15 protein-coding genes are annotated in these 20,716 nt (G+C 56.8%); 9 read left to right on the top strand and 6 right to left on the bottom strand.

What is annotated here, in order from left to right; all coding sequences use genetic code 11:
- Positions 1-5: 5 nt before the first annotated feature.
- Both BXP70_RS19515 and BXP70_RS19510 read right to left on the bottom strand, forming a co-directional pair.
- Positions 6-1,052 carry an LLM class flavin-dependent oxidoreductase gene (locus tag BXP70_RS19515; RefSeq protein WP_086595801.1) on the bottom strand — a complete coding sequence of 349 codons (1,047 nt, stop codon included), beginning with the start codon at positions 1,050-1,052 and terminating at the stop codon, positions 6-8.
- 128 nt (positions 1,053-1,180) lie between these two features.
- Positions 1,181-1,480 (bottom strand): hypothetical protein, encoded by a 300-nt coding sequence (locus tag BXP70_RS19510; RefSeq protein ID WP_086595800.1) that lies wholly within the window; start codon positions 1,478-1,480, stop codon positions 1,181-1,183.
- Between the two features lie 285 nt (positions 1,481-1,765).
- Here BXP70_RS19510 and BXP70_RS19505 point away from each other — a divergent pair, with 285 nt between their 5' ends.
- On the top strand, positions 1,766-2,650 hold the full coding sequence (locus BXP70_RS19505) for a universal stress protein (protein ID WP_086595799.1): 885 nt from the start codon (positions 1,766-1,768) through the stop codon (positions 2,648-2,650).
- A gap of 120 nt (positions 2,651-2,770) precedes the next feature.
- On the opposite strand, the gene BXP70_RS19500 is transcribed toward BXP70_RS19505, so the two are convergent.
- Positions 2,771-3,202 (bottom strand): Fur family transcriptional regulator, encoded by a 432-nt coding sequence (locus tag BXP70_RS19500; RefSeq protein ID WP_086595798.1) that lies wholly within the window; start codon positions 3,200-3,202, stop codon positions 2,771-2,773.
- Between the two features lie 864 nt (positions 3,203-4,066).
- On the bottom strand, positions 4,067-4,777 hold the full coding sequence (locus BXP70_RS19495; RefSeq protein ID WP_086595797.1) for an NADPH-dependent F420 reductase: 711 nt from the start codon (positions 4,775-4,777) through the stop codon (positions 4,067-4,069).
- A 440-nt stretch (positions 4,778-5,217) separates the two neighbouring features.
- On the opposite strand from BXP70_RS19495, the gene BXP70_RS19490 reads away from it, so the two are divergent.
- Entirely contained in the window at positions 5,218-5,976 is a 759-nt protein-coding gene (locus BXP70_RS19490) for an SDR family oxidoreductase (protein WP_086595796.1), read from the top strand.
- A 381-nt stretch (positions 5,977-6,357) separates the two neighbouring features.
- Here the strand turns inward: BXP70_RS19490 and BXP70_RS19485 are convergent, their stop codons facing one another.
- Positions 6,358-6,981: an RNA polymerase sigma-70 factor gene (locus BXP70_RS19485; RefSeq protein ID WP_179197750.1), complete on the bottom strand. Its 624-nt coding sequence runs from the start codon at positions 6,979-6,981 to the stop codon at positions 6,358-6,360.
- Positions 6,982-7,468: 487 nt separating this feature from the next.
- Between BXP70_RS19485 and BXP70_RS19480 the strand changes: the two genes are divergently transcribed.
- The 7 genes from BXP70_RS19480 (at position 7,469) to BXP70_RS19450 (ending at position 19,557) form a co-directional block, all read left to right on the top strand.
- Positions 7,469-8,503 carry a FecR family protein gene (locus tag BXP70_RS19480; protein ID WP_086595794.1) on the top strand — a complete coding sequence of 345 codons (1,035 nt, stop codon included), beginning with the start codon at positions 7,469-7,471 and terminating at the stop codon, positions 8,501-8,503.
- 25 nt (positions 8,504-8,528) lie between these two features.
- On the top strand, positions 8,529-11,828 hold the full coding sequence (locus tag BXP70_RS19475; protein WP_086595793.1) for a SusC/RagA family TonB-linked outer membrane protein: 3,300 nt from the start codon (positions 8,529-8,531) through the stop codon (positions 11,826-11,828).
- A 31-nt stretch (positions 11,829-11,859) separates the two neighbouring features.
- Positions 11,860-13,365, top strand: coding sequence for a RagB/SusD family nutrient uptake outer membrane protein (locus BXP70_RS19470; protein ID WP_086595792.1), 1,506 nt, complete (start codon positions 11,860-11,862; stop codon positions 13,363-13,365).
- Positions 13,366-13,482: 117 nt separating this feature from the next.
- On the top strand, positions 13,483-14,253 hold the full coding sequence (locus tag BXP70_RS19465; protein WP_086595791.1) for a rhamnogalacturonan acetylesterase: 771 nt from the start codon (positions 13,483-13,485) through the stop codon (positions 14,251-14,253).
- 51 nt (positions 14,254-14,304) lie between these two features.
- Positions 14,305-17,319: a DUF6298 domain-containing protein gene (locus BXP70_RS19460; RefSeq protein WP_086595790.1), complete on the top strand. Its 3,015-nt coding sequence runs from the start codon at positions 14,305-14,307 to the stop codon at positions 17,317-17,319.
- A gap of 63 nt (positions 17,320-17,382) precedes the next feature.
- Entirely contained in the window at positions 17,383-18,378 is a 996-nt protein-coding gene (locus BXP70_RS19455; RefSeq protein WP_086595855.1) for an alpha/beta hydrolase, read from the top strand.
- A gap of 216 nt (positions 18,379-18,594) precedes the next feature.
- Positions 18,595-19,557 carry an alpha/beta fold hydrolase gene (locus BXP70_RS19450; RefSeq protein ID WP_086595789.1) on the top strand — a complete coding sequence of 321 codons (963 nt, stop codon included), beginning with the start codon at positions 18,595-18,597 and terminating at the stop codon, positions 19,555-19,557.
- Between the two features lie 215 nt (positions 19,558-19,772).
- On the opposite strand, the gene BXP70_RS19445 is transcribed toward BXP70_RS19450, so the two are convergent.
- Positions 19,773-20,645, bottom strand: coding sequence for an AraC family transcriptional regulator (locus BXP70_RS19445; RefSeq protein ID WP_086595788.1), 873 nt, complete (start codon positions 20,643-20,645; stop codon positions 19,773-19,775).
- Between the last annotated feature and the right edge of the window lie 71 nt (positions 20,646-20,716).

Genomic DNA, 20,716 nt, shown 5'->3' with positions numbered 1-20,716 from the left:
GGCGCTTAGCGCAGCTCAGCGGCGTAGTCGGAGGCGGGTAGGCTAGAGGCCGATTTGCCGAAGCTCGCTAGCAACTCGTAGGAGCGGAGCCGGGCCGCGGGCTCGTAGATGTGGGCTACGGCTAGCAGCTCGTTGATCTGGGTAGTGTCCACGAATTGCTGCACCTGCTGTTGCACGCGAGCGGGCCCCCCGATGAAGGAGTAAGCCATCATTTGCCCAACTGCTGCCTGCTCCATGTCGCTCCATACTCCCCGCATACTGTCGATGGGCGGCTGCATGGGTTTGCTGGTGCCCCGGATGATGCCGAGGGCAAGCTGATAGAATGAGGTAGCCAACCGGTCGGCTTCGGCATCGGTGTCGGCCGCGATAACATTGACGCAGGCTGCGGCGTATGGCTCGGCGAGGTATTGCGAGGGCCGGAAGTTGGCGCGATACAAGGTCAGGGCTGCTTGCAACTGGGCCGGGGCGAAGTGGCTGGCAAAGGCAAAAGGCAACCCGAGGTAGCCAGCTAGCTGAGCGCTGTAGGTGCTGGAGCCGAGCAGCCACACCGGAACATCGAGCCCTTCGCCCGGAATAGCACGCACCCGGTTCGTGCTATTTTCGGCGGACAAATACTGAAGTAGCTCCTGTACGTTCTGAGGAAAATCGTCTACGGAGCCCCGCAAGTCGCGCCGCAGGGCGTGGGCGGTGAGCTGGTCGGTGCCGGGCGCGCGACCCAGCCCTAGGTCGATGCGACCGGGGTAGAGCGTAGCCAGGGTGCCAAACTGCTCGGCTATCACCAGCGGTGCGTGGTTGGGCAGCATTACGCCCCCCGAGCCCACCCGAATGGTAGACGTACCGCCCGCAATGTGGCCAATCAGCACCGACGTAGCCGAGCTGGCAATGCTGGCCATGTTGTGGTGCTCGGCTAGCCAGAAGCGTTTGTAGCCCCAGCGCTCGGCGTGTTGGGCTAGGTCTAGGCTGTTGTGAAATGTATCGGCGGCGGTATAACCGCTGCGAATGGCTGCCAAATCCAGAATGGAGATGGATAGCTCGGCGAGATTCTTAGGCATGGTAGACAGTACTGTGGTACTAGTGCTGTAAACCAGCGACCAAGCCGGGTTGTTCTTGCTAATGCCCTGAACAGTCTAGTTTTCAACCCAGATTTCGCGCGCCGTTCGAAATGAAAGAGCGTACTACCCTAGGCCGGCACGCTCGTCTCCATCACTTCGGCTAGCTCCAGCTCTATCTCTTCGAGTGGAGGCAGCGGTGCAAACCGCGACTCGTGGAAATTAGCTTCTGGGAAGCCCGGCGCGACATGTGAGTTGTCGATTTCTGCCAGTGTGATGCCGTAGCCACGGTGCGTATCGTAGATGCCGCGCACGGTGTAGATGGGTCCACGCTTCGGCGTTTGGATGTTTGGGTTCTGGACGAGCAGAAGGGTAAAGTCATCGTTAGTGCAGATTACCTGCTGCCCGATGTGGAATAATGGCGGATTCATTCCACAAAAATAGCTAGCCGGAGGCTTAATCGGCACGTGCTATCCTTGGCTCGAACCCTAGCCACAAATAGGACTACGCACTGCCGATAGTATACGGTTGAGTAACAGCAAGATCGGGGCGACATCGTTTTGGGGTGCACCCTAGGTTATACCAAAAAGATCTGTTCATTCGTATTAGTACGATAAAAAGCTGACCTAAATCAGCGGCGGAGATGACCCAAGACACGTTGGCCCAGGGTGAAATCTCCGTATTTCGATCAGCGGTACACCTAGCCTATTTGTCCTATGAAAACTGTCTTTGTAGTACTCATCGACGTTGTGGCAGACGCCCCGCGAATAGCTGCTTTCGCGGCCCAGCTAGCCAAGCCAGCCGGCGCTGAGCTGGTGCTGCTCCATGTGCACGCCATTCCTCTCTTAGAGCCCACGTATGGCATGCTGATGAGCCCGGCAGAGTACCTAAGCCAGGTGCCAGACCTGACCGAAACCCTCACCCAGCTCGCTCAGCAACTGCCCGTGCCAACTACCGTGGAAAGTTACCAAGGTGCTCTCGCAGAGGCTCTGCACCAGATTCGGGGGCGCTATCAGCCGCGGCTGTTTGTGGTGGGCGTGCAGGAAGAACACGCCTGGCTAGATCGGCTCATGCAAAACCAAACGCTGCCAGTGCTGCGCGCGACGCGTTTGCCGCTGCTGCTGGTCCCTGCGACTGCAACGCCATTGCCCGCCATGCCGCTCAAAGTGTTGCTGGCGGCTGATACAGAGCCCATTCACCTGACGGAAGCGGCTAAAGCCTTGCGTCCTGTGCTAACGAGTTGGAAGGCTACTTTCACCGTGGCGCACGTGAGCGAGCCGGAGGCCGGTATCGACTGCGATATGTCGCAGGCGCTGAAGGTGGTGCGCACCAGCGGGTTGGTGCCCCTCGAAGCCGATCATGGCTACCACGTGCAAGATCCGTCTTGCGCCGCGGGCATCCTGCGGGCCGCTGCTGCCGCCCAAGCTGATGTGCTGCTGCTCATTGCCCGGCCGCGCAGCTTCTTGAGTGCTCTTTTCCACCACAGCGTTACGGCGGAAGTGACGCGGCACAGTACAATTCCGGTGTTGCTGCTACCAGTTGAGGAAGAACCTGCTACGCTACCAGGTACTTCACTCCACCTAGAAAACGAGGCTGGCTAGCTAAAAACACCACAGGCGGCGCTAATGCGCTAGCTTGCCCGCTGCTGGCTAGGTGCCAAAAAAGCCGCTCCGTACACCTAAGGTCGGAGCGGCGTAACGGCCTCGTGGGTAAAAGCTAGGTTAGGCAGGCTGGCATTCGCGGCACACACCTGCTAGCAGATAATCGCGGGTTATGGCTTCAAACTTTGCGGGGAGCGTCACGACCGGAATGGACACCTGGTTTAGGCAGTACACGTGCTGGCAGTTGGTGCACTTGAAGTGAACGTGATTATCAAAGTGGGCGTGCTGGGAGCACTCAATGGAGCACGCCGCGTACTTGGATACGTCCGAGTTTTCGGGAACCCGGTGAATCAGCCCTTTCTCCTCAAACGACTTCAGGGTGCGGTACAGCGTGATACGGTCGACGCCCGGCCCGAGCTCCTGTTCAATATCGTGGCTCGATAAAGCGAAGGGTGTGCGCGAAAGAAGCTCTAGCACAGCGCGGCGCATTGCCGTGTTGCGGAGGCTATGCTGGGCAAGAAGTTGCACGTAACGGTCGGGGGCAGTAGACATAGACAGAGAACTAAGCGAAGAACAACTCGCTACAAAGCGTAAATATACGTTGGGGCCAGCGTCTCATCAACGACAATACTAAACCCATACGTATGCAACATAGTTGTACCAAAATGCAGTTCCCCAGTAGCCTTGTTAGCTTCAGGATAGAAAGCTTGCTGTAATATAGCTGGTTTCAATAGCTCTTAGCGATTCGTCTCATCCTGATATATAAAGAAGTAAACGTGCTAGCTAGATCACAGGATGCTCTGTATTTGAAACATTGATGCATTTACGTAAGTTTACTGTCATGCTGTATTAGCTTTACTACAGCTACCGCCTCCTCGAAGGGCACAGCAATATGCTGGTAGCGCCCACAAGGATACGGCACCAGCGTTTTGCTTTTACATGATTGAATTAGCCGCAAGGCGCACCGCATATTGACATCTTCTCCTAGTTTGGTTTTGGAGAATCCGGGGAAGGCATCCGCTATTAGCAGGTGCTTTCTTCGTTTTCTGGGCAAAGCCGGCAGAAAGGAACCTAGGTCTGTTAGCCCGCACAATCTAGCTAGGGGGAGCCTTTAACGTACTAGGGCTTGGCACCTATGCAAATAGGGAGGCTGCCTAAAAAAGAAAACCGCGTTCCTGAGGCAGAAACGCGGTTTTGTAGCAACGCGACTAATTACATCATCGCTCACAAAGGGATAGTGTTTTCATAGCTAGGAAACGGCAGTAGCAACAATAACGCAAAGTCGTTCTTTCACGGGGAAGGTTGCATTTGTACGTCCTTCATCTGCGCACGAGGAAAAACCAGCTTGCAAGAAGCTGAGGACTAGCTCGCTTTTCGGCTTACGGCCCCGTACGCACTAGCTTAGGCAGCAGCAGGTTACGATTGCGCCATCATTTTCTTTTCCAACTCGGCATGGTTGGCCGCAAACTGCTCGCGCTGGGCGGCGGTGCGCTCGGTGCCGAGGCTAGCAAACTGCTTCTGAATTTCGGCGGCCGGTGAATCGGTGCCGTAAATGGGGCTACCGGGCTGCTGCCGCCACGACTCGTGCAGGCTACCGCCATCCACGGCATCGAAGCCTAACTCATCCACCAATTGCATCACCTTCTGCTTACTCGCGGCGTTGTCGCCGGATACAGGCAGCCCGATGCGGCCGGGTGCACCGGCAGGCTTGCCGGCACTTCCGAGGCTCGTAAACGAGATATTGTTGAAGACTTTAACGACAGGCCGGCCTAGGTGCTGCTGCACCCATTCACTTTCGGTTAGGTCGCCGTCGAACTCCGCCATGTGGCCGTCGCGCAGCAGAGGGTAGTAATTGCTCGTGTCAATTACCACCACATCGTCGCTCACGCCTTCAAACAAGTCGTTGGGCAACTCGGGGATGTTTTTCAGGGGGATGGTTACAATAACGATTTCCCCACTACGGGCGGCTTCGTGGGCCGTAACGGGCGTAGCGCCAGTTTTTTCGGCCACGGCTTGCAGCGTTTCGGGGCCGCGGGAGTTGGCAATGACAACCGTATGACCTAGGGCAGTGAGCCGACCGGCGAGCGTACTGCCAATGTAGCCAGCACCAATTATTCCAATGTTCATCGTGTAAGCAAGTAAGAATTGCTACGTGGCCGCTACGTGCAGCCGCACACAAGAAGACCGCCCGACAAGCAAAATGTTTGCGTCGGTGCCCTAGCGGGCTTGCTCTTACATCTCAGCTTCTTGCAGGAGCGTGTTCCGAATAGGCCGAGCATTTTTCAGCGTCAGCGCAGGTACGCTAATGCGTAGAGGACTGGGCACGAGCTAGCCACCCGCAGCCCCCGGCGCAAGCGTAGTTGACATTTGTCAACGCGCTTTTTTGACAAACATCAAAGGAGCCTGACGAGCAGGGTAAGACCTTTGTATGGTCCACTGAGGCTAAGTAAGTGAGTGCAGTGCTGCCCACGCATCCGCCGCTACCTAGGCCACACTGGGCTCTATCTTGTCACGCGTAGCGCATTTCGCTACCTCATTTACGCAACTCTCTTTTTTCTCTTTTAAGTATGAATACTTCACAAAAATTAGCGGGCAAAGTAGCCCTCGTTACGGGTGGTACTGCGGGCATTGGCCTAGGTGCGGCTTTGCGTTTTGTAGCCGAAGGCGCCTACGTCTTCATCACCGGTCGTCGGCAAGCGGAGCTAGATGCAGCCGTGCAGCAGTTGGGCGCTAACGCCCGCGGCATCCGCAGCGACGTAACCAGCCAGGCTGACCTCGATCAGCTCTTCGCCACCATCCAGGCGGAAAAAGGCCACCTCGATGTGTTGTTCACCAATGCGGGCGGCGGCGAGTTTGCCCCGCTGGGCGGCATCACGGAAGCGCACTTCGACAACACCTTTGACCTGAACGTGAAAGCGACGCTCTTTACGGTGCAGAAGGCACTACCCGTGCTGCGCGACGGCGCCTCCGTTATCCTGATGTCGTCCACGGCAGGCTCGCAAGGGGGCGCCAACTTCAGCGTGTACAGTGCCTCCAAAGCCGCCGTACGCTCGTTTGCTCGCACCTGGACGGCCGACCTGAAAGACCGTAAAATCCGGGTCAACGCCATCAGCCCGGGGCCCATTGATACGCCCGGCTTAAGTGGCTTGGCAGCCGATGAAGCCCAGGCCGAGCAAATCAAGAACTACTTAGCGAGCACCGTGCCGCTGGGCCGCCTAGGTTCACCCGATGAAGTAGGCAAAGCTCTGGTATTCTTAGCCTCCGATGACAGCAGCTTTGTTGCAGGCACCGAGTTATTTGTGGATGGCGGCGCCGCGCAGGTGTAGTAGGTGAAGCGCAAAACAGGTCTATGTACAGAAGCCGGCTCACACGAGCCGGCTTCTTTGCGTAAAAAGAAGGCGCGAAGTCATGCGAGGTCGTGACTATGTGAGTTCGCTAAGTTGGGTTCGATTTCTTCCACCAAAGTTTGTTGTCCACTTCACTTCTCTTTATGGAATAAGCCGATAAGCAGAAGCTAGGTCGCGACTAAAAAGCGCCGGTTCGCCGTACACCGCTGGTGGGCAGACAAGGAAGCAGCGCAATTAGCAACGGCGCAGAAAGCTAGGTATCGTGCGTGTGGTTTGATAATCTCCCGCAGGCTGGGTGGTATGTGGCCACGGTGAAGCAACAACGGCCACGCAGTGGATATTTTTCTACCTCTTATCCACCTAGAAAAGCAGATCAACAGCTAAGAGTGAGGCGCCCTGGTTTGTCACGGCTGACATGAGTAACAAACTCAACGTGATTCCGTGCGCCCGAAAGTACACCCGCAAAAACTTCAGCGCGAGGCGCATGTGTTCTTCCACTGCCTTTACCGATACGTTTAATTCCTGGGCAATAGTCGCGTAGGAGAGGCCTTGCTGCCGACTCATGAGAAAGACTTGCCGGCGTTTGGGCGGAAGTTGCTCTAAGGCAACTTTATACAGATGCTCTAGCTCTTCGTATTCTAGCTCTGTGTTTTGCGGCTCGAGTTCCGTGAGCGTGTCTTCCGTGCATTCTTGGTAGATCCAATAATGCTGCCGCCGCAGCTGATTCAGAATGGTGCGGTACGCCGACGTATATAAATAGCCCTTGGCCGCGGTTAAATCGTTGCCTAGCTCCCGGCGCTGTTCCCAAAATTTCAGAAAGCACTCCTGCACGACTTCTTCAGCTTCCGCTTGTGATTTCAACTGGCTCATGGCCAACCGAAGCAAGCCGGCGGCATGTTGCTTGAAAAGCGTCTTGAAAAATAGGTATTCCTCACCCGAGCGAGCGGAAAAAGCCTCTTCCGAAAAATCCCTTGTAATTTCCAAGATGGTGCAGGTAATGGGAAAACAATGTTTCGTTAAACCTACAGAAATACAGGAATAATAACTAAGCGCCTAATAATTAATCTTTTGATAGGCTTACTAGCAGGAGGAAGCACATGCACGCTGCCACTATAGCAGCTAGCTACCACAAACACAGGTAAGTACAGCGGAAGCAGAAACGGTGTGGAGACGCGTATTCGCGTCTCGTCGTCCGCGCCGGTGCAACGATGTCTTTGTTCAACGGCGACACATAATACGTGTCGCTACCTAGCTAATGCTTTGCTTATAGATCTACTATGAGCGTTATGCTTTCCGCTTATACGACAGAACAGTTGCTAATATTTTTTATTTTATATAAAGTACTGAATGTTAGATAATTATAATATTGTAAAAGCCCGAGTGAAAAATAATTACAACAAAATGGAAGGGTCGACCTAGGGTAGCGTCCAGGTGAAGTGTTGTATGGAGTAGGGAGCTTATTCCACTACCTATGCTTATTCCGGTCGATTTCGAGGCTTATTTACGGTACTCACGGGGGAAATCTTCGCCGGAGGAAGCACGGGCGGTACGTCAATGGCTTGCGCAACCAGCCAACGGCTTGCTCGCTCAGCATTGGATGAGCAAGTTTGTGGAAATGCTGGAGCAGGAAGAGGTCTCAGCCAGTGAGCTGCCCTCTACCGAGCGGCTGGAGAGCAGGCTGTTTCACCAGCTAGGTTTCGAACCGGAACAGCCTAGGTCTCTTGAGCTACCGGAGCCAGAAAGTACGGCGCGGCCCTTGTGGCGTCGGTGGGCCGCCGCGGCTGCCGTGCTCGTACTGGCCGCCGGCGGGGGCTGGCTGTGGCAGCACCAGCAGGGGCAAGCTTCAGGGGCGGCCGAAAAGTATTATGCCACCGCGTATGGCGAAACCAGCACGGTGTATTTGCCCGATGGGTCGGAGGTGAAGCTGAACAGCCATTCGACGCTGCGCTATGCTGATAACCTGCTCGACGGCAAAGCCCGTGAAGTATGGCTCGACGGCGAGGGCTACTTCTCCATCAAGCACTTGCCCGACAGCCGGCGGTTTATTGTGCACACCACGGCGGGTCTGAACGTGGAGGTGCTGGGTACCAAATTCACCGTGTTTCGGCGGCACGCGCAAGCTAGGGTAGTGTTACTTTCAGGCAAGGTGCGGGTGGCCTTTGCCGATAGCAGCAAGCGCAAACCCGTCATTCTGAAACCCGGCGAGCTGCTGGAAACGCGCGATGCCCAACCGCAGAAAGTAGTGCACAAGCCCGTGCACGTGGATACGTACGCGGCGTGGAAAGACGATAAGCTCGTCTTTGATGAAACCCCTGTCGCTGAGGTAGCTACCCGGCTCAGCGATACCTACGGCGTGAAGGTCATTGTGGCAACGCCGGCCCTTAACCAACGCACCGTCACGGGTACGTTTCCCGCTGGGGAGTTGAACACGGTCCTGCAGGTCTTGGAGAAAAGCTTCAAGCTAACGGTGGAGCGCCAACAGAATCAGATAGTCCTTTCCGAATAGATTCTTCAAAATTCCCAACCCCTTTATGAAACCAACTCCTACTCACGCCGCAGGCGGAAGGAGGACGCGCGCCGCTTCGCTGACGGTTTGTGCCCTCTGTTTATGCGCCGCAAACTCTTCTGCTTTAGCACAATACGCTTCCAGTCAGCAGGTGTCGACCAGCGCAGCGCAGCCGGCTTTGGTGCCCCTGAAGAAGGTGCTTGCCCAATGGGAAAAACAGCACGGCAGCACCATCGGCTACGCCAGCGACTTGGTGCGCGACAAGCGCGTATCGCTCCAGGTGGCCCAAGGCAGCTTGGAGGAAAACCTAGCTACGGTCTTGTCGCAGGTGAACCTGCGGTTCGAGAAGCTGAGCGCAAACCGTTATGTGGTAGTACCAGCCTCCACTGTTTCTCGTGCCGCTAACGCAAACGATTCCGGTACTCAGGATATTGCGGTTTCGGGGAAGGTGGTGGATGCGAAAGGGGAAGGCCTGCCCGGCGTTACGGTGGTGGTGAAGGGCTCCACGATTGGTACGGGCACGGGGCCGGATGGCGGCTTTTCGCTCAACGTGCCTGCTAATAGCACGTTGGTTTTCAGCTTTGTGGGCTTCATGCGCAAGGAAGTAACCGTGGCGGCGGCCACCAGCAACCTGACCGTAAACATGGTAGAAGATACCAAGTCGTTGGACGAGGTAGTAGTAGTAGGTTACGGCACCCAGAAGAAAAGCGACCTGACCGGGTCGGTAAGCTCCATTTCTTCCGAGGACTTCAACGTAGGCCCGCAGCTCAGCCCGCAGCAACTGATTCAGGGCAAATTGGCGGGCGTGAACATTTCCCAGAACAGCGGCAAGCCGGGCGCTTCCAACACGATCCGCATCAGAGGGGGTACTTCGCTCACGGGCTCCAATGACCCGCTGTATGTGATTGATGGGGTGCCGATTTCTACCTCCAGCGGCGTTAGCCAGGCCAACATCCGCGGCAACGGCACCGACGTGTTCGACCAGGAGCCCACCAACCCCCTGATGACGCTGAACCCGAACGACATTGAGTCGGTGACAGTGCTGAAGGATGCCTCGGCCACGGCCATCTACGGCTCGCGGGGCGCGAACGGCGTGATTGTGATTACCACCAAAAAAGGCAAGGCCGGCAAAGCCCAGGTGACCTACAACGTGATGGGCGGCGTATCCAAAGTGGCCAACACGCTGGATGTACTCTCCGCCGACCAATACCGGGCGGTAGTGACCGACCTAGGCTTGCCCCTGGATGATAAAGGCGCCAACACCAACTGGCAAGATCAAATCTACCGGACGGCCAAAACCCAGGACCACAGCCTGTCCCTGACGGGTGGCAACGACAAAACGTTATACCGTGCGTCTTTGGGGTACGGCGACCAGCAAGGCATCATGATTGGCTCTAAGCTCACCAGGGCCAATGCCTCCATCAATATCAACCACGCCGCGCTGCAAGACAAGCTGAAGTTTGACCTGATCGTCAACTACGGCCAAACCAAGTCGAATGCGGCGCCAGTGTCGAATACGGTGGGCAGCGAGGCGGGTACCAGCATGAACTACGAAGCGCTGGTGTTCAACCCTACTTATCCGGTATACGACCCCAACGGTGCCTATTACCACGTGGGGCCTTTCCGGATCAACCCCGTGTCTTTCGGGAGTGACGTAACCGACCAACGAACCGCGCGGCGCCTGCTCGGTAACCTTTCCACCACCTACAAAATTCTGGACCCGCTGAGCCTCAACGTGAGCCTAGGGTACACCCGCCAGGAAATCGACCGCAACTCTTTCATTCAGAAATCGAACCCGCTGGGCGAGGGCTTCGGCGGCTACGCCAGCACCCAAAAGCTAGCCGACTACAGCAAGTTGCTGGAAACGGTGCTGCGGTTCAACAAGACTTTTGGCCGTCACTCCTTCGATGCCATTGCGGGCTATTCCTACCAGTATTTCCTGGGTGAAGGCAACCGCACTACGGCCTCTGGGTTCTTGTCGGACTCCTTTAAATGGTATAGCCTACAAGCCGCTAGCACGGTAGGCGGCATCAGCAGCTTCCAGGAAAGCAACACGCTGATTTCCATGTACAGTCGGGTGAACTACGATTTCGACGGGCGGTTCCTGGCTACGGCCACTGTTCGGCGCGACGGGTCCAGCCGATTTGGGTCGGGCAATAAGTGGGGCTGGTTTCCGTCCGGCTCCGTGGCCTGGCGCATTTCGCAGGAGAAGTTCTTCCCCGCCAACCCCGTGTCGGACTTGAAAGCGCGGGTAAGCTACGGCGTGACTGGCAACCAGGAAATTGGCAACCTGAACTCGCTCACGACCCTAGGCGCCAGCACCCGCGGCTACTTGGTGGGCGGCCAGCGCATCACCATTGTGTTGCCCCAGCAATACGCCAACCCTAGCTTGAAGTGGGAGCAAACTGCCCAGGTGGACGTCGGGTTGGACTTTGGCTTGTTCAAAAACCGCATCCACGGCACCTTCGACTACTACCACAAGAAAACCACCGACTTGCTGTTGCGCATTGCCGTGCCCTCGCCCTCCGTGGTGACCACCCAGCTGGCCAACGTGGGAAGCGTGGAGAATAAAGGCATTGAGCTAGAGCTAGGTGCCAACATCATCAGCAAAGGTGACTTCGACTGGAATGCCGACGTGAACTTCAGCCGGAACCGGAACAAGGTGCTTAGCCTCTCCAACGACCTCTACAAAGGTGACAACATCCAGATAGCGCCGCTGCAAGGAGCCGGGCTAGCCGGAATCTACGCGCAGCTCATTACGCCCGGTCAGCCCCTGGGTACTTTCTACGGCCGGAAATTCATCGGGGTGGAGAATGGGGTCGAGCAGTTTGAGCCAGGCAACCAGGTTATTGGCAGCGCCCAGCCAAAGTTCACTTACGGCTTTAGCAACTCCTTCCAGTACAAAGCTTTTAGCCTATCCTTCAACGTCAGGGGTACGGTGGGCAACGATGTGTTCAACCTGACTGCCAACAACATGGCGTATGAAAATAACCTGCCGGGCCGCAATATTCTGGCCGTGGCGCTGAAAGACGGGGTGGGCCGGGAACAGCCCAAGCAGTATTCGTCGCGCTGGATCGAGGACGGCTCGTTCGCCCGCCTCGACAACATCACCTTCGGCTACACCATCAACGTGAAGAACACGCCGCTGTCCAACGCCCGCATCTTCGTGACTGGTCAGAACTTGTTCTTGATTACGGGCTACTCGGGCCTCGACCCTGAAGTGAACGCCGAAGTTTCCGGCACCGGGGTGGCGCCGCTGGGCATCGACTACCTCGCTTATCCGCGGGCAAAAACCGTGAGCCTAGGTGCCAGCGTGTCGTTCTAATTGAGTTGAACCCCCCTTTTGAGCTAAGCAGATGAAAAATAGTATCGCAAAAATATTGGTAGGGGCCGCCGTCGTGCTGGCGGGTTGTACCGACCTCGATGAAGAACAATTCGGCAGCTTGTCGCCGGCTGGCTACTACAAAACAGAAACGGAGGCCTTATCGTCGGTGGTGGGCGTGTACCAGCAGCTGTCGTACGTAGTCGACATCGGCGACCCGTTCCGGATTTCGGAATTTGGGACTGATGAGTTTCTGGTGCCGGGCCGGGCCAGCGGCGGCTGGTTCGACCAAAACAACATCGACATCATGTTGCACCAGGTGAAACCCACGAATGCAACGACGGGCCGCGCCTGGGGCTTTATTTTCCAGGAAATAGGCACGGCCAACGCCGTGATTGAAAGCCTGGAAAGCTCCCCCAACAAGGCGAACTTTCCGGGGGTAATTGCCGAGGCGAGGGCGCTGCGGGCCTATGGCTACTTCTACGCCATGGACCTTTGGGGCAACGTGCCCATTTTCACGCAGGCCCGAGTAGACCCCAAAAACCTGCCCACCAATAACACCCGGGCCGAGGTATTTGCCTTCGTAGAAAAGGAGATGCTCGCGGCTGTGAACGATCTGCCATCCGTCAAAAACGTATCCGCCTCCTATTACCCTAGGCTCACCAAAGAAGCGGTGTACGCGGCCCTCGCCACGCTGTATTTAAATGCCGGCGTGTACACCGGTACGCCCAAGTGGACGGAAACCATTGCCATGACCGACAAGGTAATCAGCTCGGGGGCTTACTTCTTAGAGGCTAACACGGTAGACAACTTCAAAGCCACCAACGAGGTGAATTCCAAGGAAATCATCTTCGCTTTTTCGGTGAATCCGACTCGGAACGCGGGGGCTAATCAGTTTATGCTCTACGCGCAGCCGGCCCTCGACAAGCAGCGCTACAACCTGCCCTTCACGCCGGCCAACGGCTACAGCACCTACCAGGAAGCTCTCGATCGGTACGAAACCGCCGACCGCCGCCGTAGCCTGTTACAGTTCGGCCCGCAAACCTACGCCAACGGCCAACCGCTGGTAGATAGCCGGGGCGTGCAGCTGAATCTGGTGCCGGTGAAGGACTACATCAGCGCCCAAGACAACGAGGGCTACCGGGTGCTGAAATACGTACCCGAGGGCGTGAGCTGGTCGGGCTTCAACGCCGACAACGACCTCGTGCTGCTGCGCTACTCCGACATTCTGCTCATGAAAGCCGAGGCACTGTTCCGCAACGGCAACGTGGGAGCGGCCTTGCCCTTAGTAAACCAAATAAGAACCCGCAGCAACGCCTCCACGCTCACCAGTCTTACTCTGAAAAACATTGAGGATGAGCGGGCTAGGGAGTTTATCTGGGAAGGCCACCGGCGGCGGGATATGATCCGGTTCGGGACGTATTTCACCGGCACCTGGACCTTCAAAACCACCCAAACCCCTACGTGGCGGGGCATCTACCCGATTCCGGCCGAGCAGCTTACCGCCAACCCGAACCTGAAGCAAAACCCCAACTACTAGCAGTGCCGCAAACGGCGAAGAATAAGGAGCGGCAGTGCGCCCTGTTCTTCGCCGTTTGCTTTTTTAAAGCATTTCACTGCTAAGAATGAAGTATTTACCTGACGTATCGGAACAACGATGAAAAGCACGTTCAGCTACAGCTGGCTTTTGTGCCTGCTTGTTTTTGCCTCATTTTCGCTGGTTAAGCCCCCAAACAAGATCAAGGTATACCTCATCGGGGATTCGACGGTGGCGCACTATGAACCAAGCAGATATCCCATGCAAGGATGGGGAATGCCTTTCTCCTACTTTTTCGACTCCACGGTAACCGTAATGAACAAAGCCAGAGGAGGCAGAAGCACCAGAACCTTCTTGTCGGAAGGGCTTTGGCAACCCATTTCTGATAGCCTCAAAGCCGGCGACTACGTTTTCATGCAGTTTGGGCACAATGATGAGGCAAAGGAGCCGCAATATGCTGCCCGCTACACGCCGGTGCCCGACTACCGAAAAAACCTGCTCAAGTTCATAACGGAGACTAAAAGCAAAAAAGCAATTCCGATTTTAATCACTCCCGTGACCAGGATGAAGTTCGACGCGACCGGGAAAGCGCTGGAAACGCACGAAGAATACTCCCAGGCCGTGAAGGAAATTGCCCGGCAAACCAGCACCCCGGTTATTGACTTAGATCGGCTGAGTCTGGAAGTGGTTCAGAAGAGGGGGCCGGAGTACGCCAAGGATTTGTTCAATCAGCTAGAGCCCGGCGAACATCCCAACTACCCCGAGGGCATAAAAGACAACACCCACTTCAGTGAGTTCGGTGCCAGAAAAATGGCCCTGCTTGTTTTGGCCGAAGTGAAGTCCCAAAAGCTTGAACTTGCCACGAGGATCAAACAGCAGCGCCCAAAGTGAAATCATGCTTTGAGCGGGAAGCGAGAAAAGGCTGTAAACAAGTAGAAGTAGATGAGCAAGAATACTTTTTGGACCCTTTGTTTTAGTGCTGCGTTCTATTTCTTAGCCCTCGAATCCTTCGCGCAGAAAGCACCTAGGCTCGACTCGCTTGCCGCCCGAATTGACTTTTCCTACGTTGGGTACCAGGGGCGTAATGCGGTGCCGCCCAAAGTGGCGGCAGTAGTGCGCGTAAAGCCCAGCGGGAAAGACGATACCCAACTGCTCCAAGCTGCCATCGACTATGTAGGCGCCCTCCCGCTACAAAAGGGCGGATTCAGAGGAGCAATTCAGCTAGGGCAAGGGCGCTACCTGGTGGCGGGGCAGCTAAAACTGGCTAAAGCCGGCGTAGTGCTGAGAGGGGCAAACCAGGCGAAGACCGTCATCGTCGCAACTGGCAATAGCCGCCGGGCTTTGATTAGGATAGGGCAAGAGGATGCTGCCGCGGTACTGCCTGAGGTTCGGCAAGTGCGGAACACGGTGCGTACTGGCGGGCGGATGCTGACCCTAGACCAGACAACCGGCTTGCAGGCAGGCGACCAGATCCTCATCGTGCGACCTAGCACCGCCGCCTGGATTGCCGACCTAGGTATGAACAAAGCCGAAGGCATGTTTGCGGCCGTGCGGGGCCTGCGGTGGCCCACCGGCTCACGCGACCTTACCTGGCGCCGCCACATCACGGCCGTAAATCCGCAGACCAACCAGCTTACCCTCGATGCTCCCCTTACCACCGCCCTCGAACCCCAGTATGGTGGCGGCACCGTCCAAAAGGTGAACTCCCAAAACCTAGCCCACAGCATCGGACTGGAAGGCTTTGCCATCGAAAGCAGCTACGATAAAGCCAAGCTGCTAGACGAGGAACATGCTTGGATTGGCATTCAGATAGACCACGTCCAGGACGTTTGGGTGCGCGACATCACGGCCCGGCACTTTGTAAGCTCCGCGGTGAGAGTAGGGCCGCAGGCCCGCCAGGTAAGCGTTCTGCGCTGCCGAAGTGAGCAACCCGTTTCCGAAATTGGAGGCTACCGCCGAATGAGTTTTCTAGTGGAAGGACAGCAGGTGTTGGTAGGCAACTGCACCGCCGACTCCGGGCTCAATGATTTTGCCATTGGCTTCTGTGCCGCCGGGCCCAACGTGTTTCTGAACTGCAAAGCCACCAACGCCCTCGGGGCTAGCGGCTCTTTCGAAAGCTGGGCCTCCGGGGTGCTGTACGAAAACGTAGTAGTAGACAAAGCCGGCCTGCAACTAACCTACGACATGGACCGCACCCAGGCGGGCGGCTGGACGGCGGCCAACTCCCTTCTCTGGAACTGCAAAGCGAGGGTCCTGGAAGCGCAAGGTCCCGCGCACTACCAAAACCAGGTGGTGACGGCTCCCTACTCCTTGTACCAAACGCAGCTAGCAAGCCGATTAGGAAAAAACCGATTAGCAGCGGAAAAAGCTACGGCTTTATACAAGCTGCCAGCCGGCGCCATCCGGGAGTTCACTTTTCAGAATAGTGGCACCGCATCCGCCGCCGCTAGCCCGGCCGTGCATCCGCTTGAGCTGGTGAATGGACGGTTTGTGATAGACGGCAAAGCGGTGTGGAGTGGCACGACCGGCGACCAATTCTGGCGGGGGCAGACTTTTCCGGGCGGGGAGTTGAATTCCGGGGTCAGTCTGACGCGTTACGTGCCCGGCAAGGAAGGCCCCGGCTTGACGGAGATTTTGCCGGACCTCGCTAAAACCCTGCGCCAACAGGACAACCGCTTCTACCAAAGTCTCACCGGCCTGTGGTACGACCGTCGCCGCGACGACCACGCCGTGCTGGCCCGTCCCGACGGAAACGTGTGGGCTCCCTTCTACGAGATGCCCTGGGCCCGCAGCGGACAAGGCAAGGCCTGGGACGGACTCAGCAAATTCGACCTCACCACCTACAACCCTTGGTTTTTCGGCCGCGTCAAGGAGTTCGCCCGCTTGTGCGACGAAAATGGGCTGGTGCTATACTACAGTCTCTACGACACCCACAACCTGCTAGAGTACGTGACGCATTGGGTAGACTACCCCTGGCGGCCGACCAACAACATCAACCAAACCAAGCTGCCCGAGCCGCTGCCGGCCAAGCCGTGGGCGCGGCTGCACCTCGGCAACGAGTTCTATGACCCTAGCAATGCCTCGTTGCGCGACCTGCACCGCGCGTATATAGTTCATACGCTGGATGAGCTAGGAGGCAGCCAGAACATCATCTTCAACCTAGGTTTTCAGTTCTCCGGCCCGCTGGCGTTCCAGCAGTTTTTCTTGCAGACCATCAGCGAATGGGAAAGTAAAAACAACCGTAAGGTGCGGGTGGTCCTGAACACCACCAAGGACATTACCGATGCCATCCTAGCCGATGCCGACCTCGCCAAACAGGTCGATGTGATTGACACCCGCTACTGGCAATACCGCCCCGACGGGCTCTTTTCCAACGGGGATGCCCTGTGGGCGCCGCCGGGCGGGCAAAACAGCTCGTTCCGGGAAATGGTAAGCGAGGCCTTTCTGCAAGCCAGCGACTATCCTTTGCCCACCACGCAAGAGCTGACGTACCGCCAGGTGCGCGAGTACACTGACCGATTTCCCAACAAAGCCGTGGTGTCCATTGCCAACGATATCAGCCCCATTTCGAGCTTTATGGCTGGCGGCGCGCAGGTTATCATGGGTAGCGCCAAGGACAGGGGCAACGGGCATCTTACTTTCGCCTCCTTCGTGCAGCAACACCTAGCACCTAGGTTGATGCACCTGAAGCCGGACAATTCTTTCCTAAAAGACAGCGCCCAGACTTGGTGCCTCACGGAAGCAAGCCATTCAACGGTGCTGCTCTATTCGCTTTCCGGCCCCGAAATAGTCTTTTCTCAGCCCGTTTCAAACGCCACGTACACCGGCATCTGGTACGACCCGCTCACGGAAAGCTTACTGCTGGCTGGCCCGATCAGAAAGCTACAAACGGGGTATGCTATCCAAAAACCGACCCCACGGAATTGGCTACTACTCCTAACCGCCACCCCCGAGTAGGTAACCGGCCCGCCTAGCGTGTGGGCGGCGTCAACCTCATTGATTTTATTGTTTTCGTTGTTTATGTACTCTCCCCGTTTCTTGTTCCGGCTAGCTGGGTTGCTACTGCTCGGCCAGGCGCTGCTGGCAGGCGTTGCGCTGGCGCAGCAGCTTCCGGCCCCGCGCGACACCTCCTTTACGGTGCATAGCGCCTTTCGCTACATCCAGAAAACTTATCCTGAGGCTCGCATTGCCCGGCCCGCTATGCCGGCCACCATCCGGGCGCAAACCAACGTTACGTACTGCACCCTAGGCGTGCGCAACTTGCAGCTGGATATTTTCTACCCCAAGGCCAAAACCAAGAAAGGCTATCCGGCGGTACTGTTCATTCACGGGGGCGGCTGGCGCTCCGGCGACCGGTCGCAGCACGTGCCCATGGCCCAGCAGCTCGCCGCCAAAGGCTACGTGACTGTCACGGCCGAGTACCGCCTTTCTACCGAGGCTCTGTACCCAGCGGCTGTTCACGATTTGAAAGCGGCCATCCGCTGGCTGCGCGCTAATGCCAAGCAGTACCCCATCGACACTACTAAAATTGCGGTTTGGGGCTTTTCGGCTGGCGGGCAGCTCGCGGCGCTCGTCGGGACCACCAATGGCGATAAGCAATTCGAGGGAGACGCTTGTAACACCAGCCATTCCAGCAGCGTGCAGGCCATCGTGGATGTGGATGGGGTGCTGGCCTTTATTCACCCCGAGTCGCGCGAGGGCGACGATAGCAAAAGCCTCTCGGCGGGCACCCAGTGGTTTGGGGCTTCCACCGCGACAAAGCCGGAGCTGTGGCAGCAAGCTTCCAGTCTCAACCACGTAACCGCCCACACGCCGCCTATTCTGTTCATCAACAGCTCTGTTGATTGGATGCACGCCGGCCGGGAAGACATGCTCAAAAAGCTAGATACCTTTCGGATCTACCACGAGGTACACACGCTCCCCAATACGCCGCATACTTTTCCCCTGTTTACGCCGTGGTTTGCAACAACGCTAGACTACACCACGGCCTTTTTAAGCAAGGTTTTCAAGCGGTAGTCTTTAAGAAAATGGCTGAGTTAAGTAAACGAGAGTCGTTAGAACGATGTAGAGACGCGACACTTCGCGTCTTGTCGTTGCTGATGTTGTTTACTTAGGTTGTTCAAGCCCAAATCGTTCAACGCCGAGACGCGAAGTGTCGCGTCTCTACACGGTTCTGACGGCCTTTCTTACTAACTCAAACAACTTCTTAGAAGTCGACCTATCAGTCAATTTATGTCTTCAGTTTCACGCTTACAACGCTGGTTCCGGCTCATGCTTTCTTGCACGGTGTTGGCGCTGCTACCTAGCTTGGCCTGCGCTCAGGCATCGGCTGGGCAGCCCAAAAAGCTAGCCCACCCAACCACGGCCGCGTTAGCCAGCAAGAAAGGCAAAATCGCCATTCCTGGTGCGCAGCTGTACTACGAGGAAACCGGGCGCGGTGCCCCGGTAGTGCTACTGCACGGGCATTCTTTCGACCGGCGCATGTGGGACCCGCAAGTGGTGGAGCTGGCGCGGCACTACCGGGTGATTCGCTACGACATGCGCGGCTACGGGCTGTCGTCGGTGCCCGTGGAAGGCCAGCAGTTCCTGCACGCCGACGACCTGTACCAGTTGCTCCAAGCCCTGCATATTTCCAAAGCCCACTTGGTGGGTGTCTCGCTCGGCGGCTTTGTGGCGGTCGACTTCATGGCCCTGCACCCCGAAAACGTGCTGTCGGTGGTGTCGTGCAGCGGCAGTATTTACCCTAGGCCGGGCCCCGAGGAACCTATTACGGAAGCCGAAATTGCGCGCCGCCGCACCGAAATCGCACAGCTGCAAGCGCGCGGTACCGCCGCTTTCAAAAGCCAGTGGCTGAAGTCGTTGCTGAAATCAAGCGGGCCGGATTCGGTTCGGTCGGCGCCGTTGCTGCGCCAAATGGTGCAGGACTGGTCGATGTGGCAGCCGCTGCACGTGGAGCCTAGGGTGTTGCTCGGCCACTCGCTCGTGCCCCGGCTCCAGGCCCACCCAGTGCAGGTGCCGCTGCTGCTGCTGGCTGGTGCACGTGAATCAGCCGCCCGTCAGCAGGATAATGAAACCCTGAAGAAGCTCGTGCCCGGCGCGCAAGTGGCCGTAGTGCCCAACGCCGGCCACGTCGCCAACCTCGACAATCCGGCCGCCTTTACGCAGGCTGTTTTGCAGTTTCTGGCTACTCTGTAAAAGAGTATTCACCAAGATGCCTTGTTCCCGTTGCTAGCCACAGCGTACAAGTTGACGACGGAATCAGGTCTAGGTCGCCGACATCACCTAGCGGCCTTGTTCGCTTGTTTTGTTCGGCAAGACCAGGGTTGAACGTAACTGATATGAAGTACTAAATAGGCAGGAGAAAGAAGCCGGCTTTTAACTAAAGTGCTGACTTGCGATAGCACCTAGCTTTAGTACGCCCGGTCCGCCTGTCGGAACTTGCGTGGCGATACGCCCATGAGCTTGGTAAACAATCGAGAGAAGTAATAGACATCCTCAAAGCCCAACTCACGGGCAATTTCATTGACGCGCAGGTGGTTCTGCGTCAGCCGCTGGCAGGCTTCCTGCACTTTCAGGAAGTTGAAAAACAGGATGGGCGAACGGCCGGTATGTTTCCGGAATAAGGCCGAATAATGCGATATCGACAAGCCGGCTTGCGTAGCTAGCTCCTGCACGGTAAGGCTTTGGCCAAGGTGCTCGCGCATAAAGTGGATGGACTGGCCAATGCTGTCGGTCGTGAGTGGTGACACGAGTGGGTTGCCGGCAGGCAGTAGCGTCAGCAGAAAGTGCAACAGTCGGGCGCTGGCCTGCACGATGCCCGCCAGGGAAGGAACCAGCGTGAGATACCCAAAAATGGCCTCAAACAACTCAATCCGTTCCTCCGAAGGGACGATGGTAACGGGGGGCTGTAGTTCTTGTTCTTGCAGATGCGCATGCAGCACCCCGGCGTGCGCTCCGGTGAAGTGCAGCCAGTAAATTGTCCAGGGTGTGGCTTCATCGGCCCCGTACTTGTGCGGCACCTGCGCGGGTAAAATGATCCATTGATTCGCCCGCAGGGGCTGTTTGGTTTCTTGCCGGAGCTGGTACCAACCGGTGCCCTGCACGCAGTAGAGCAGAATATATTGGGCGCTGCCTAGGCGCCGGGAGCGTTTGTGCGCCCGCGCAACGGGATAAAAGCCGATATCCGTGACGTACAAGTTTTGACACAGCGGGTGGCTAGCCGCTTCATCGAGGAGCGGTACGGGCAAGCTATAGGCACGCTGCCCTTGGAATCCTTCTTTCATCGCAATAAAAATAGCGAATCAACCGCGCAGTTGAATAGTCCATCTTTTCGGTGAAAAAGCCATTGTTGCCA

The sequence above is a fragment of the Hymenobacter crusticola genome, from assembly GCF_002154225.1.
Classification (GTDB): domain Bacteria; phylum Bacteroidota; class Bacteroidia; order Cytophagales; family Hymenobacteraceae; genus Hymenobacter; species Hymenobacter crusticola.
The sequence above is the reverse complement of the archived record's forward strand: the minus strand, read 5'-3'. Positions and strand labels throughout refer to the sequence as shown.

Coding starts and splice junctions, on each gene's coding strand:
- BXP70_RS19505 (WP_086595799.1), top strand. CDS start 1,766: ATGAAAACTGTCTTTGTAGTACTCATCGACGTTGTGGCAGACGCCCCG.
- BXP70_RS19495 (WP_086595797.1), bottom strand. CDS start 4,777: ATGAACATTGGAATAATTGGTGCTGGCTACATTGGCAGTACGCTCGCC.
- BXP70_RS19470 (WP_086595792.1), top strand. CDS start 11,860: ATGAAAAATAGTATCGCAAAAATATTGGTAGGGGCCGCCGTCGTGCTG.
- BXP70_RS19515 (WP_086595801.1), bottom strand. CDS start 1,052: ATGCCTAAGAATCTCGCCGAGCTATCCATCTCCATTCTGGATTTGGCA.
- BXP70_RS19500 (WP_086595798.1), bottom strand. CDS start 3,202: ATGTCTACTGCCCCCGACCGTTACGTGCAACTTCTTGCCCAGCATAGC.
- BXP70_RS19465 (WP_086595791.1), top strand. CDS start 13,483: ATGAAAAGCACGTTCAGCTACAGCTGGCTTTTGTGCCTGCTTGTTTTT.
- BXP70_RS19490 (WP_086595796.1), top strand. CDS start 5,218: ATGAATACTTCACAAAAATTAGCGGGCAAAGTAGCCCTCGTTACGGGT.
- BXP70_RS19510 (WP_086595800.1), bottom strand. CDS start 1,480: ATGAATCCGCCATTATTCCACATCGGGCAGCAGGTAATCTGCACTAAC.
- BXP70_RS19460 (WP_086595790.1), top strand. CDS start 14,305: ATGAGCAAGAATACTTTTTGGACCCTTTGTTTTAGTGCTGCGTTCTAT.
- BXP70_RS19445 (WP_086595788.1), bottom strand. CDS start 20,645: ATGAAAGAAGGATTCCAAGGGCAGCGTGCCTATAGCTTGCCCGTACCG.
- BXP70_RS19480 (WP_086595794.1), top strand. CDS start 7,469: ATGCTTATTCCGGTCGATTTCGAGGCTTATTTACGGTACTCACGGGGG.
- BXP70_RS19450 (WP_086595789.1), top strand. CDS start 18,595: ATGTCTTCAGTTTCACGCTTACAACGCTGGTTCCGGCTCATGCTTTCT.
- BXP70_RS19455 (WP_086595855.1), top strand. CDS start 17,383: ATGTACTCTCCCCGTTTCTTGTTCCGGCTAGCTGGGTTGCTACTGCTC.
- BXP70_RS19475 (WP_086595793.1), top strand. CDS start 8,529: ATGAAACCAACTCCTACTCACGCCGCAGGCGGAAGGAGGACGCGCGCC.